Annotated in this window: 10 protein-coding genes and 1 tRNA gene; 2 read left to right on the top strand and 9 right to left on the bottom strand. The window is 70.9% G+C overall.

Annotated features, from left to right (window positions below):
* Window positions 1-46: 46 nt before the first annotated feature.
* From AC2D9U_RS09600 to mutM, 8 genes are all read right to left on the bottom strand, one after another.
* Entirely contained in the window at window positions 47-3,352 is a 3,306-nt protein-coding gene (locus AC2D9U_RS09600; RefSeq protein WP_484748286.1) for a M10 family metallopeptidase C-terminal domain-containing protein, read from the bottom strand.
* A gap of 160 nt (window positions 3,353-3,512) precedes the next feature.
* Window positions 3,513-3,595: transfer RNA gene (locus AC2D9U_RS09595), tRNA-Leu, on the bottom strand.
* 34 nt (window positions 3,596-3,629) lie between these two features.
* Window positions 3,630-5,678 carry a hypothetical protein gene (locus AC2D9U_RS09590; RefSeq protein WP_484748284.1) on the bottom strand — a complete coding sequence of 683 codons (2,049 nt, stop codon included), beginning with the start codon at window positions 5,676-5,678 and terminating at the stop codon, window positions 3,630-3,632.
* A 154-nt stretch (window positions 5,679-5,832) separates the two neighbouring features.
* Window positions 5,833-6,960, bottom strand: coding sequence for a DNA polymerase III subunit beta (gene dnaN / locus AC2D9U_RS09585; protein ID WP_484748282.1), 1,128 nt, complete (start codon window positions 6,958-6,960; stop codon window positions 5,833-5,835).
* 291 nt (window positions 6,961-7,251) lie between these two features.
* On the bottom strand, window positions 7,252-8,757 hold the full coding sequence (gene dnaA / locus AC2D9U_RS09580; protein ID WP_484748280.1) for a chromosomal replication initiator protein DnaA: 1,506 nt from the start codon (window positions 8,755-8,757) through the stop codon (window positions 7,252-7,254).
* A gap of 393 nt (window positions 8,758-9,150) precedes the next feature.
* The gene (gene rpsT, locus AC2D9U_RS09575) at window positions 9,151-9,429 is read right to left on the bottom strand and encodes a 30S ribosomal protein S20 (protein WP_484748278.1); all 279 of its coding nucleotides are present in this window, start codon (window positions 9,427-9,429) and stop codon (window positions 9,151-9,153) included.
* A 111-nt stretch (window positions 9,430-9,540) separates the two neighbouring features.
* On the bottom strand, window positions 9,541-10,317 hold the full coding sequence (locus tag AC2D9U_RS09570; RefSeq protein ID WP_484748276.1) for an enoyl-CoA hydratase: 777 nt from the start codon (window positions 10,315-10,317) through the stop codon (window positions 9,541-9,543).
* 101 nt (window positions 10,318-10,418) lie between these two features.
* On the bottom strand, window positions 10,419-11,318 hold the full coding sequence (gene mutM, locus AC2D9U_RS09565) for a bifunctional DNA-formamidopyrimidine glycosylase/DNA-(apurinic or apyrimidinic site) lyase (protein WP_484748274.1): 900 nt from the start codon (window positions 11,316-11,318) through the stop codon (window positions 10,419-10,421).
* Between the two features lie 79 nt (window positions 11,319-11,397).
* Between mutM and AC2D9U_RS09560 the strand changes: the two genes are divergently transcribed.
* Both AC2D9U_RS09560 and AC2D9U_RS09555 read left to right on the top strand, forming a co-directional pair.
* Entirely contained in the window at window positions 11,398-12,135 is a 738-nt protein-coding gene (locus AC2D9U_RS09560; protein WP_484748272.1) for a class I SAM-dependent methyltransferase, read from the top strand.
* A gap of 127 nt (window positions 12,136-12,262) precedes the next feature.
* Window positions 12,263-12,715, top strand: a complete 453-nt coding sequence (locus AC2D9U_RS09555; RefSeq protein WP_484748270.1) for a PaaI family thioesterase — start codon at window positions 12,263-12,265, stop codon at window positions 12,713-12,715.
* On the opposite strand, the gene AC2D9U_RS09550 is transcribed toward AC2D9U_RS09555, so the two are convergent.
* The gene (locus AC2D9U_RS09550) at window positions 12,704-13,753 is read right to left on the bottom strand and encodes an extracellular solute-binding protein (RefSeq protein WP_484748268.1); all 1,050 of its coding nucleotides are present in this window, start codon (window positions 13,751-13,753) and stop codon (window positions 12,704-12,706) included. The two genes, AC2D9U_RS09555 and AC2D9U_RS09550, sit on opposite strands and share 12 nt — an antisense overlap.
* Window positions 13,754-13,767: the final 14 nt, after the last annotated feature.

Raw genomic sequence — 13,767 nt, 5'->3', positions numbered from 1 at the left:
GCTCTGCCGAGATGGCTTCGCCACGCGCCGATCCAAGGTTACGCGCTTACAGGATGAAATCCGCCGCCGTCAGCGTCCCGCCCGTGATGACGTTGAAGGTGATGCTCACCCCCGTGCCGCCGCTGGTCGTGACCACCGCATAGGCCGGGCTCGCGCCCGTGCCCTCGCCGCCATAGCTGATGTCCAGCGCGTCGAAATCGGCATAGCCGAAGGCCGAGAGGTCGATGCGGTCCTGGCCCTGGGTGAAGTCCTGGATGCTGTCCTGGCCGTGGCCGACGGCGAAGATGTAGAGGTCGTTGCCGCTGCCGCCGGTATAGACATGCTCGCCCACGCCATCGCGGAAGGTGTCGGCGTTCTCGGTGCCGAAGAAGCCCTCGAACTCGGACATGGCATTCAGATCCGTGCCGGCGAAGGAGAGCTGGTTGGCCGCCACGTTCACCACGGCGCCGAAGCCATAGACGCTGGACAGGTCGAGCGTGTCCACGCCCGCCCCGCCGATCCAGTTGTTGTTGGTGAATTCCAGCGTCTGCGTCGCGCCGTCGAAATAGAAGGCGAGTTGCAGGATGTCGTCACCGACGCCGAGCGCGATGAAGGTGTTGCGAAGGGTGATGGTGGCGTCGCCGCGCAGCCCATCCGCGCCGTCCAGGCCGGCGATGCCGGCGAAGGATTCGGTCACGTCGGCGCCGGCCTCCGCCACCTCGGTGACGCCGATATCGATGCTGCCCGCGCCGCCCGCCCCGCCGGCACCGCCCGTCGCCGAGAGTTCGATCCGCACCCGGTCGTCGGAGTCCAGGCCCGACCACGGATCGTAATTGAACCCGTCCAGCACCGCCTGGGCATCGCCGCCATCGCCCCCCGCCCCGCCGGCCCCGCCGATGTCGCGGCCGGTCTGCGTCTGGGTGCTGCTGGTGACGTCACCCTCGTCATCGACATGCTCGGTGACGGCGCTCTGATTGGTGCCGGGCGCCCCCCCCGCGCCGCCCGCCCCGCCGGCGCCGCCGATGGCATTGATCGTGAGCACGACATCCATCCGCGGCGAGAAGCCGAAGCGGATGATGCCGAGCGAGGCCAGCGCATCGCCGCCATTGCCGCCGGCGCCGCCCGCCCCGCCTTCACCGCCATCCGGCGCGTCCGCGAGATCGGCATCGAAGCGGCCATCGCCGCCAGCACCCCCCACCCCACCGGCGCCGCCTGCCCCACCGCGCGCGGTGGCGTTGATCACGGCCTCGGTATTGGCGGTGAAGCGGCCATGGAATTCGGTCACGATGACCTGGCCGAGCCCGCCATCGCCGCCGGCGCCGCCGGCACCCCCGGCGCCGCCCGCGCCGGTCGTGTCGGCCAGCCCATCGATCACATTGCCGGTAACCCCGTCGATCACGTTCACATCGTGCTCGAAGTCGCTGTCACCGCCGGCCCCGCCGGCGCCGCCCAGGCCGCCCGCGCCGGCCACGGCCGTGAGGTCCAGCAGGCTGCGATCCCGCGCTGCCGCCTCCACATGGCCCAGCGCGATCCCGTAGAAATCGGTGCGCGCCGTGGCGTTGCCGCCCGCCGCACCGGCCACGCCGGCCTCGCCATCCCCGCCATCGGTCACCGAGCGCGTGTCGAGCGGCGTGGCGAAGAGGTAGGTTTCCTGGCCCGCCGTACCGGCGGCGCCATCCTCGCCGGCCGCACCCGACCCGGCGGTGACGGTGCCGGTGCGCAGCACCTCGTCATAGAGCGGCGTGCCGTTCGTGTAGTCGGCGCCGTCATAGAGCGTGCGGCCGATCGATTCGCCAGGATCGGCGGTGAAGCTGCGATCCTGGTTGATCGTCACCGGGCTGTCGGCGCGATCGTCGACGGTGATGGTGATGGTCTCTTCCACCACGCGGCCGGTGCCGGCATCGGTGACGCGGATGGTGACCGGCCAGCTGGGCGTCGTCTCGAAATCCAGCGTCTCGGTGGTGACGAGGCGCATGAACTCGGGAAAGGCCACGAAGGCGAAGGGCGCGTCCTCGGTCGCCACCTCCCAGGTCAGGGGACCGACGGGCACCCAGCCATCAAGGCCCCAATCGCCGACCCGCGCGCCGGCGCCGAGATTCTCCTCCACCGTCAGGTCGTCGGTGGCGAGGCCCGGCTCGCTCACCGGGATGACCAGCGTCTCGGTATAGGACAGGCCATGCTGGTCGGTCGCGGTGATGGTGACGCTGACCGTGGTCTCGTTCGCGTAGTCGAAGGGCACGCCATTCGCGATGCTCAGAAAGGCGCCAAAGCCGATGGTGAAGCGGGGATCCTCGGTGCTGAAGACCACCTGATCCAGGGGGTCCGGATCGGTCGCCCCCAGGATGCCGATGCCGAAGATCGCGGTGCCGCCCGTAGGAGAGCCGGTGATGATGGTGCCGCCAGCCGAGAAGAAGATGTCGGTCGGCGCCGAGTAGGGCGTGAAGATGAAATCCGCGGCGTCGAGCTCGGCCAGCGTCGCGCCCAGGATCAGCGTGCGCGACCCGCCGCCGAGATCGAGCCGCACGCCGTTCGCGACCTCGGTCGCGATGGCCAGCACCGCGTCGAGATCCTGGAGCGCGAAGTCGCTGACGTCGAGGATGTCGAGGCCGTTCTGGAAATCCATCACGCGGTCGAGGCCGGTGCTCAGCACGAAGGTGTCGGCGCCGGAATCGCCCTGCAGGCGGTCATTGCCCGCGCCGCCATCGAGCGTGTCGTCGCTGGAGCCGCCGAAGAGCAGGTCGTTGCCGGCGCCGCCATCCAGGCTGTCGCCGCCGCTATGCCCCTGCAGCCGGTCCTCGCCCTCGCCGCCCAGCAGCGTGTCGCTGCCGCTGCCGCCCAGCAGGTCGTCATCGCCGAGCCCGCCCACCAGGCTGTCGCGGCCGCTGTCGCCGCGCAGCATGTCGTCGCCCGCGCCGCCCTCGAAACGGTCATTGCCGGTGCCGCCACGCAGCGTGTCGGCGCCGGCGCCGCCGGTCACGGTGTCACTCGCCTGGCCCGCGAGCAGGTTCAGCGTGGTCCCCGCGCCCAGCGCAGAGGCGTCGACAAGGCCCGGCGCGCCGACCAGGCGCAGGTCGATCGCGTTGCCGAAGGCGGCGGCGGCGTCGGCACCGAGGGTGAGGTCGAAATCGGCGGCGAAGCTGGGGGCGTTCAGGCGCAGCGCCTCGAAATTGATCAGCCCGGCAAATGCGGCGTCGGTGATCGGCGCCAGCGTCGCCTTCTGGATCACCAGCGTGTCCCAACCGCCCGAACCATCCTGCGCCAGGCCCGGCTTCAGCAGCCCATCCACGCCGGTGGTGATGAAGCTGTCGTCCCCGGCCGTGCCGGTCTGCACAAGCGGCGCCCCCGTGGTGCGGCGGATGGTGAAAACAGCCAAGGGAGCCTCCACGAACGCAACTATACCCTGTGTCAGGGTATGGCCGAAAATGAGACAGGTCCAGCCGCAACCTTGCCGCAGCGGGCAGACCGGGCGGCGAAAACGGTTTCACGCCGTTTCACGCGACAGGCCGATTCACGGGGGGCCACCGCGGCATGCCTGCGGATGGCGGGATTCGAACCCGCACTCCCCGGGGGGAAGCAGATTTTAAGTCTGCTGCGGCTACCCTTTCGCCACATCCGCGCCCCCCGAAGCTGCCACAGGCACTGGCCTGCCGCTACAGGTTGACCACCGCGACCGGCAGCGAGGGCACCACATGGATCGCCACCGGGTCGTAGATCCAATCCGCCTCGAACCCGCCATCGCCACCCGAGGGGTTGAAGGCGCGCGAGGCGACGTCGAGCGAGAAGGCATAGGCGCCCTGCAGCGCGCTGCCGGGCAGGGCGAAGACCGCCGTGCGCGCCACCGCATTGTCGCCGGGGCCGGTGTGCCAATGCTCCGCGCTCGCCTCGGAGGAGGCCAGGACCGGCGCGCCGCCGCCGCAGCCGCCGCCGCGCAGGAAGGCCGAGCGCAGATGCCGCGCCGAGGCCAGCCAGCGCAGCTCGATCTCGATATCCGCCCCGGCCGGGCGGCGGATCACCGGGCAGACGAGTTCCAGCGGCGCGCTCCAGGCCCCGCCGGCGACGCGCCAGCGCAGCTGCAGGAACTGCGCGGTGGGCGCGCTGTTGTCGAGCCGGAAGCTCACAGGCGGCGCGCTGGCCAGCACCGCCTTGGCGGCGTTGCCGGTCTGCAGCGTGACCTCGTAGAGCCCGTTGGCGAAGCTGCCGGTCGGCCAGTTGAGCAGCAGATTGGCCGGGTGCCAGCCCTCCGCGCCGGGGCGCACCGGATACCAGCCCTGCCCGTCCGCGGCCTCCCACACCGTCTGCAGCGCCCCGCCCACCACCCGGTGGCGCGGCCAGCTCAGGCCGGTGAAGGGCACCTGCGGCCCGCCATCCTGCCGGAAGAGCAGCCGGTAATGCGCCGCGCCGCCGATCTCGACGCAGCCATAGAGCTGCAGCGTGCCGCAATAGGGCGCCTCGGCCGGGGCCAGCGGCAGGTCACTGAGCCGCGCGGGGTCGAGCCCCGAGGCGCGCGGCCGGTTCGGACGGCGCGCATAGCCCGTGCCCGCATCGTGATAGGGCGCGGCCGGGGCGGGCGGGGCGACCAGGGGCATCAGCCCGGCGAAGGTCACCGCCGGCACCGTGCCGCAGATCACCGGCGGCGCGTCGCAGGAAATGCCCGCCAGCGCGATGGAGGAGGCCTCGAGCGTCACCTCCGGGATGGCGCCGGCATTCCAGCGCACGTCGAAGAAGCCCTCGCTGTAGATGGTCTCGGCCTCGCCATCGCCGTTCACGTCCTGGGTGACACGGAAGGTGATGTCCGGCACGTCGATCAGCGGCACCCATTCGGGCAGCAGCACGGTGGTGCAGCGGCGGAAGGGGCCGATCCAGCGATCGGGGCGGAACTGCTTGAGGATGGCGGGCGGGATGCGCTGGCCGATGTCGCGCGCGCCCTCCCCGAATCCCTTCGGCAAGGCGGGCGGGGCGGCCATGACCGGGGTGGCGGCGAGCCGCGCCGACAGCGCCTCGCTCGGCGCGCCGAAGGCCCGCGCGCTCTCGGCCCGGGCGAGCAGCGTGGCGGTCTCACGCCCCACCAGCTCGGCGGCGCGGCGCAGCGCGAAGCCGCCATCGCGCAGCAGGGGCGGCGGGTCCGGGCGCGGGATGGGCGGATCCGGCCAGCGATCCCAGACGGGCGGGTCGATCCCCTCCAGCCGGTCGAGCAGGTCGGCGAGCGAGGGGCGTTCGAAGATCGTGCCGAAGCAGATCCGCTGGGCGCGCCAGCGCAGCACCCAATCCACGTCGAAGCGCGGCACCCAGACGCAGAAGCGCCCGCAGGCATCGGTGGTGGTGGTGCCGATCACCTCGCGCCGGCTGTGCAGCGGGAAGTGCCAGCCCCAGGGGAAGCCGGCCGGGAACCAGCCGAGGAAATTCGCATCCGTGTCCTCGACATGGACGGTGGCGAAGGGCACGGGCAGCAGCGCGCCGGTGGCGGGGTCGCGCTTCACGACGCGGCCGCAGATGCGGCGGAACAGGAAGAGCTGCGGGTCGATGCGGAAGCGATGGATCTCCGCCAGCTCGGCCAGCGGGCGCTTCACCACCTCCTTCACCGACAGGCCGGCGAGCTTCGCGAGGCGCCCGGCGGCGATCTCGCCGAGCGGCTGGCGGTCCGGATCCAGGCGTGAGTCGTCCTTCGCGGCCTTGGCCGCGCCACGGGTCGTGCCCGACATGCTGCTACCCTCCCCAGGTGCCGCGCGGTTGTTCGCCCGCGCCGGTTTGCCCGGATAGGTTGCATGAGGCTGTTACAGGGTGGGATCGCGTTCCCGTGCGCGGCGCGCACGTTTCTGTGTGCGCCGGGGGAATCTCAGGACGGGAAGCGGCCCGTCACACCCGCATCGGCATCAGCACATACAGCGCCTCGGGCTTGGCGCTGTCGGTGACGATGGTGGGGGCGGAACCGTCGGAGAAGCGGAACTCCACCTGCTCGACGATCTGGTCGGTGATGTCGTTCAGGTAGCGCGCCTGGAAGCCGATCTCGAGCGGGCCGGCCTCATAGCTCACCACATCGCCATCCAGCTCCTCCTGCGCCTGGCCGAGCTCGGCACTGGCGGCGGAGAGCAGCAGGTGGTTGCGATCGACGGAAAGCTTCACCGGGCGCGACCGCTCGGAGCTGATGCCCGCCACGCGGCCCACGGCCTCGGCGAAATCCTTCTTCTGGACCCGGAGAACCTTGTCGTTGCCGCGCGGGATCACGCGCTCATATTCCGGGAAGGTGCCGTCGATCAGCTTGGAGGTGAGCTGAACGGGGCCCAGCGTGAAGCGGATCTTGGTGTCGGAGAGCGCGACGGCGATCTCGTCCTGCACCTCCTCGGCCAGCTTGCGCAGCTCGTTCACCGTCTTGCGGGGAATGATCACGCCCGGCATGCCGGATGCGCCCTCGGGCAGCGGTTCCTCGACACGGGCGAGGCGATGGCCGTCGGTCGCCACCGCGCGCAGCACCTTCGCCCCGCCGGCCTCGGTCGCGTGCAGGTAGATGCCGTTGAGGTAGTAGCGGGTTTCCTCGGTGGAGATGGCGAAGCGCGTGCGGTCGATCAGGTCGCGCATCTGCCCGGCCGGCAGCGCGAAGCGGTGCGGCAGCTTGCCCTCGGTCATGGAGGGGAAGTCCTCGACCGGCAGGACCGAGAGCTTGGCGTCGAAGCGGCCCGCGCGCAGGGTGAGCTGGCTGTCGCCGCCCGGATGGTCGAGCTCGATCTTCGCCGTCTCGGGCAGCTTGCGGACCAGTTCGAAGAGCGTCGCGGCCGGGGCGGTGGTGCGGCCGGTGCGGGTGACGGTGACGCCGGGGACTTCCTCCACCACGGCGATCTCCATGTCGGTCGCGGTCAGGCGCAGGCCGGACTCACGCGCCTCGAGCAGGACATTGGCGAGGATGGGGATGGTGTTGCGCCGCTCCACCACGCTCTGCACATGCGCGAGCGCCTTGAGCAGAACCGCCCTGTCCACCGTGAACTTCATGGCACCCGACTTCCCAGCGTCTTGTGGCGGTGCCGCGGCACGGGGGGTGCCGCGACGGCCCGCCAGGCCCCCGATTCCCGCCGCAGGCGGTTGGCCAACATAACAGGGCGGAATCGCTTGTTGAAGGGCGCCCGTGCCGCCTTTCGAACCCCCAAGGGCCGCGAATAGCGGCCCCGCGCACAGACGACCCGTTTGCCCCGACTCAACAGCGCGTCACGCCTTGGGCGTGCCTTCGGCACGACGGCGCGTAGCCAAGCGGCCGGAGGCCGCGCCCGGCGCCTGAGGGCACCGCTAGGTCTCCAGCATCCGCCGCAGCAGCTCGACATCCTCGGCGAAGGCGGCGTCGGATTGCATCAGCTCGGCCACGCGGCTGACGGCGTGCATCACCGTGGTGTGGTCGCGCCCGCCGAAGCGCCGCCCGATCTCAGGAAGCGACCGGCTGGTGAGCTGCTTGGCCAGGTACATCGCGATCTGGCGCGGCCGGGCCACGTTGCGCGCCCGGCGCGGCGAGGACATGTCGGTGAGGCGGATGTTGTAGTGCTCCGCCACGCGCTTCTGGATCTCCTCGATCGTCACGCGGCGATCATGGGCGCGCAGCACGTCGTGCAGCACCTCCTGCGCGCCTTCCATGGTGACGGCGCGGCCGAAGAGGTTGGCGTGCGCGATCAGGCGGTTCAGCGCGCCTTCCAGCTCGCGGACATTGGTCGTGATCTTGTGGGCGAGGAATTCCAGCACCTTGGGCGGCACCGGCACGCCCTGGCCCTGCGCCTTCGCCTGCAGGATCGACAGGCGGAGTTCGTAGGTCGTGGCATGGAGGTCCGCGACCATGCCGCAGCCCAGCCGCGTGCGCAGCCGGTCCTCGATGCCCGAGAGGTCGGAGGGCGACTTGTCGGCGCTGACCACGATCTGCTTGCCGGCGTCGATCAGCGCGTTGAAGGTGTGGAAGAATTCCTCCTGCGTGTTGTCCTTGCCGATCAGGAACTGCAGGTCGTCGATCAGCAGCAGGTCCACGCTGCGCAGCGATTCCTTGAACTCCATCGTGGACTGGCTGCGCAGCGCGGCGATGAAGCGGTACATGAACTTCTCGGCCGACATGTAGGCGACCTGCTGCGGCACCTGGCCGGGCTGGCCGCCGCGCTCGCGGATCGCCCAGGCGATGGCGTGCATCAGGTGCGTCTTGCCCAGCCCGACGCCGCCATAGAGGAACAGCGGGTTGAAGCCCGGGCTGGCCGGGCGCTCGGCAACGCGGCGCGCGCAGGCATGGGCGAATTCATTCGGCTTGCCGACGACGAAGGTGTCGAAGGTGAAGCGCGGGTCGAGCGGCACGGACCAGTCGCCGCGCGGATCGGCCGGGCGGGTCTCAGCCGGCTTGCCCAGCGGCTCGGCGAGGCCGGCGGCAAGGTCGGCAGGCGGGGCGGGCGGCGGCTCGGCCACGCCGCGGCCCGGCGCGCCGATGCGCGGGCCCACGGGCGGCGGCTCGCTGCGGCGCAGCTCGGCCGCAGGCACGCCGTCGGCGGGGCGGGGCTCGGGGGTGACGCGGAATTCCACCATGCGCACGGCGGGCAATTCGGCCTGCCACATGCTGCGCAGGCGATCCCCGTAATGGCTGCGCACCCAGTCGCGCAGGAAGCGCGTGGGCAGCTGGATCACGACCTCCTCGCCCTGGACGGCGGCGAGCGTCATCTGGCGCAGCCAGGTCCGGTACTCGACTTCACCGACCTCGTCGCGCAGCCGGCCGCGGATACGCGCCCACAGCTCCGCCGTCTGACCGGAGGTCGAAGGCTGGGACGAGGGCATCGGCCCGCCAGCTTGCTCCATGGGACGCACCTGCCACCCTCAAACGCCTGTTTCTCGCCAAAGCCGCGGCCGCAAGGACCCCGACACGATCAGGGATGGATCAGACCGCCCCTGCCCGCTTCGCCAGGCGGTAGGCCGCCTGCCGCTTTTCCCTGGTTTCGAAACCGAGGCCCCCGCCTCTCCCAGGGATGAAGCTACCGCCTCCGCTCCGCCGCCGGCAAATGATTACTTTGCATCCGCAAGTCAAAACCATGCTTGACACGGAATTGCGGGGTGGCCAGCAACAATCTGACACGGACACAAAAAGAGCAGCGCTGCCGCTTCCGGCCTCGCCACTCTGTTCGGTCTCTCGTGGAACTTGGCGGCAGGCGGGGCTAGGCCCCGCCCCGGGACTCAAGCCTGCGGGGCAGCGCCCAGCGACTTGATGCGCGCGGAAAGGCGCGAGAGCTTCCGCGACACGGTGTTGGCATGGAACACGCCCTTGCCGACCGCGCGCTGCATCTCCGGCTGGGCCGCCTGCAGGGCGGACTGCGCAGCACCCTTGTCGCCACCCGCGATGGCCAGTTCGACCTTGCGGATGAAGGTGCGGACGCGAGAGCGGCGGGCGCGGTTGCGCTCGGTGCGCTTCTCGGTCTGGCGGATGCGCTTACGCGCGGAAGCATTGTTCGCCATGGGCTGTGATATCTGACCAGTCGGATGTTTCGGAACGCCGCACGACCGGGGCCGTGCACGAAGGCGCGGTTCATACCGCCCGCCCCTTCGCGGAGTCAATGGAGCACGCGGCTATCGGTTGCGGAAGGCCGGCTTCCGCTTCTCGGCGAAGGCGGCCATGCCTTCCTTCTGGTCCTCGGTCGAGAAGAGCGAGAGGAACAGCCGGCGCTCGAAGCGCACGCCCTCACGCAGCGTGCCCTCGAAGGCCATGTTCACCGCCTCCTTCGCCATGGCGACGGAAGGGGCCGAGAGGCTGGCGATCTTCTCGCCCATCTTCAGCGCCTCTTCCCGCAATTCGGCCAGGGGCACGACGCGGCAGACGAGGTTGGCGCGCTCGGCCTCGGCGGCGTCCATCATGCGGCCGGTGAGGATCATCTCCATCGCCTTCGACTTGCCCACGGCGCGCGTCAGGCGCTGCGATCCGCCGGCGCCGGGGATGATGCCGAGATTGATCTCCGGCTGGCCGAACTTCGCGTTGTCGGCGGCGAGGATCAGGTCGCACATCATCGCGAGCTCACACCCGCCGCCGAGCGCGAAGCCCGCCACGGCGGCGATCACCGGCTTCTGGATGGTCAGCACGTCTTCCCAGCGCTTGCCGATGAAATCGTCGAAATAGACCGCCGGATAGGCGCGGTCCTTCATCTCCTTGATGTCGGCGCCGGCGGCGAAGGCCTTCTCGCTGCCCGTCAGCACGATGGCGCCGATCGCCGCATCGGCGTCGAAGCCGCGCAGCGCCTGGCCGAGCTCGGTCATCAGCTGGTCGCAGAGCGCGTTCAGCGCCTTGGGCCGGTTCAGGGTGATGACGCCCACGCGCCCCACCGTCTCGACCAGGATCATCTCATAGGCCATGCGCGTGCTCCCTCATGCTCTGACAAGGCGTAGCGCGGCACGCGGGCAGGCTCAACGTCGCCGCGTGCAGCGCGGCCCAATGTCGCCGTATGCGGCGCGGCTCAACGCTGCTTCAGGCGGCAATAGAAGGTGCTGCGCCCGGATTGCACGAAGCGCGCCACACCCGTGCAGCCCGCCTCGGGCCCCGGGCAGTCGGGGCAGGGCTGGCCCTCCCGGTCATAGACGGAAAAACGGTCCTGGAAGCGCCCCAGCTCGCCATCGGCGCGGACATAGTCGCGCAGGGAGGACCCGCCCGCGCCGATCGCCTCTTCCAGCACCGCCTTGATGGCGGGCACCAGCCGCGCGGCGCGCGCGCCCACCACCGAGGCGGCGAGGCGCCGGGGCGAGATCCCGGCGCGGAACAGCGCCTCCGCCACATAGATGTTGCCCAGCCCCGCGACCACGCGCTGGTCGAGCAGGGCGGCCTTGATGGGCGTGCGCCGCCCGGCCAGCGCGGCATCGAGCACGGAAGGCGTGAAGCCTGCCTCCAGCGGCTCGGGCCCCATGCCGGCCAGGTGCTTGTGCGTCTCCTCGGCCGCGGTCGCCACCAGGTCGACGCTGCCGAAGCGGCGCGGATCGACGAAGCCCACGCGCATGCCCGAGGCCGTTTCCAGGATCAGGTGCTCATGCGCCTCGGGCGGGCCGTTATGGCCCCGCGCGTCGGAGAAACGCCCCGTTGGCCCCATCCAGGGCACGGGTGGCCCCGCCAGCGGGCGAGCCACCATCCGCCCGGACATGCCGAGATGGATCAAGAGGCTCTCCCCGGTATCGAGGCGCATCAACATGAACTTGCCGCGCCGGCGGAAGCCCGTGACGGTCGCCCCGCTCACTCGCCCGGCCAGGTTGGGCGGGAAGGGCCAGCGCAGATCGGGGCGCGTGGTGGCCGCGCGGGTGATGCGCTGGCCCTCCAGCACCGCGGCCAGGCCGCGCATCACGGTTTCGACTTCGGGGAGTTCCGGCATTTTTGCTCCAGGCTGCCGCAGTCTGGCGGCCATGTGCCGCTTCCTTGCCGGCCGTCGCGCGGCACGGCAAGGTGGCGCCATGAGCGACACCACAGATTTTGGCTACCGCGACGTGCCCCGGGAAGAGAAGGCGGGCCTCGTCAAACGCGTCTTCGAGAGCGTCGCACCCAGCTACGACGTGATGAACGACCTGATGTCGCTGGGCATCCATCGCGTCTGGAAGCGGATCTTCGTGCGCGCCATCGGCTGCTCCCCGCGGGAGACGCTGCTGGATCTGGCGGGCGGGACCGGCGACATCGCCTTCGGCGCGCTGGAGGCCGGCGCGGGCCGGGTGATCCTGACCGATGTGAACCCCGCCATGCTGGAAGTGGCGCAGAAGCGCGCGCTGGACCGCGGCATCGTGCAGGGGCTCGAGGTCGCGGTGGTGGATGCCGAGCACATCCCGCTGCCCGATCGCAGCGTGGAGAAGATCTCCATCGCCTTCGGCCTGCGCAACTGCACCGACAAGCCGGCCGTGCTGCGCGAGGCGCGGCGCGTGCTGCGCCCCGGCGGGCGCTTCCACTGCCTGGAATTCTCCCGCGTCGCGATCGAGCCCCTCGCCAAGGTCTATGACCTCTGGTCCTTCAAGGTGCTGCCCGAGATCGGCGCGCGCGTGGCCAAGGATCGCGAGAGCTACGAATACCTCGCCGAGAGCATCCGCATGTTCCCCGACCAGGAGACGCTGGCCGGCATGATGCGCGACGCCGGGCTGGAGCGCGTGGCGCATCGCAACCTCTCCGGCGGGATCGTGGCCATCCATACGGGTTGGAGACTTTGATGCGCCCTCAAGCGCCGGGCGCCCGCTCCGCGGGCTTGGCTGCGCGCCGACGCGCTGTGGTGCCGGTGCCGGCGTCCGGTCTGCGCGCGGGGCCGCATTCGCGGCCCATTCTTCCGCCCACACGCGCATGACACCTCGCGACCCGGCCTTCGCCGAGGTCGTCGCGCGCGCCTTCGCTGCCCAGGGGCTGATGCGGAATTTCGGCGCGCGGCTGGTCGAGGTCACGCCCGGCCATTGCATCCTCGCCTGCCCCTTCCGCGCGGACCTCACCCAGCATCACGGCCTGTTCCATGCCGGCGTGCTGACCACGCTCGCCGACAATGCCTGCGGCTTCGCTGCCCTGTCCTTGATGCCGCCCGGCGAGGAGGTGCTGAGCGTGGAGTTCAAGATGAGCTTCCTCCGCCCCGGCGCCGGGGTGGAAGCCATCGCGCGCGGCGCGGTGCTCAAGCCCGGCCGCACGCTCAGCTTCTGCCGCGCCGATGTGTGGATGCGCGATGCCGAGGGGGCGGAGGTGCTGGCGGCGACCATGCTCGCCACCATGATGGCGGCGCGGCCGCGGCAGACGGATTCAGCCGGCTAGCCAGCGCTCGAAGCGCGCATTCAGCGCGTCGATCCGCGCGATCCAGAAGCGGTCATCGATGGGCAGCGCCGTGCGCGCATTCACCGCGGCGGTCGGCAGGGTGGCGAGCAGCGCGCCCGGCAGGCCTTCTTCCGCCCCGCGGGCGGTCAGCCCATAGGGGATGCGCGGCGGCAGCCCCGCCTGCACCCGCGCCTGACCGGCGAAGCGCAGGAAATCGAGCGCCGCCGCGCGGTTCGGGCTGCCGCGCATGATCACCCAGGAATCCTGCGCCCGCAAATTCTGCGCCCAGACCATGCCGAGGTCGCGCCCGTCATCGAGATTGGCGGCGGCGACGCGGCCATTATAGGCCACGCTCAGCGCCAACTCCCCGCTCACGAGCCATTGGATGGGCTGGGAGCCGCGCTCCCACCAGGCGAGGCTCTCGCGGATCGTGTCCAGCTTGGCGAAGGCGCGGGCCACGCCCGCCTCGGTGGCCAGCACCGGATAGATTTGCGCCGGCGCCACGCCATCGGCCAGCAGCGCGATCTCCAGCGTCGTCTTGGGTCCGCGGCGGAAGCCGCGGCGGCCGGGGAAGCGGGCGAGGTCGAAGAGATCCGCCCAGCCGCTCGGCGCGCCCTGGGTGCGGGCGCGGTCCCAGGCCAGGACGAAGCTGTAGATCACGGCGCCGACGCCGCATTCCTGCACCGCTTCCGGCAGATAGGCGTCACGCCCGCCGATGGCGTCCCAATCCAGCCGCTCGAACAGCCCCTCGGCGCAGCCGAGCAGCAATTCCTCGCCCTCGACCTGCACGATATCCCAGGCATTGGTGCCGGCGGCGATGCGCGCGCGCAGCACCTCGATGCCGCCATCCCAGGTCTCTTCCAGCAGGCGCCGGCCGCGCGCCTGGGCCCAGGGGCGGAAGAGGATCTCGCGCTGGACTTCCTGATAGGCGCCGCCCCAGGAGACCACCGTCAGGTCCCGCAGCCCGGCCTGGGCCCGCGCGCGCGCCAGGGGCGCGCCCGCGAGTCCAGCGGCGAGAACATGACGACGTCCGAACATCCGGCGGGCTCCCT

It is taken from the genome of Roseomonas sp. TF40, assembly GCF_057219975.1.
Note: the sequence above shows the minus strand (reverse complement) of the source record. Positions and strands in the feature narration are given on the sequence as shown.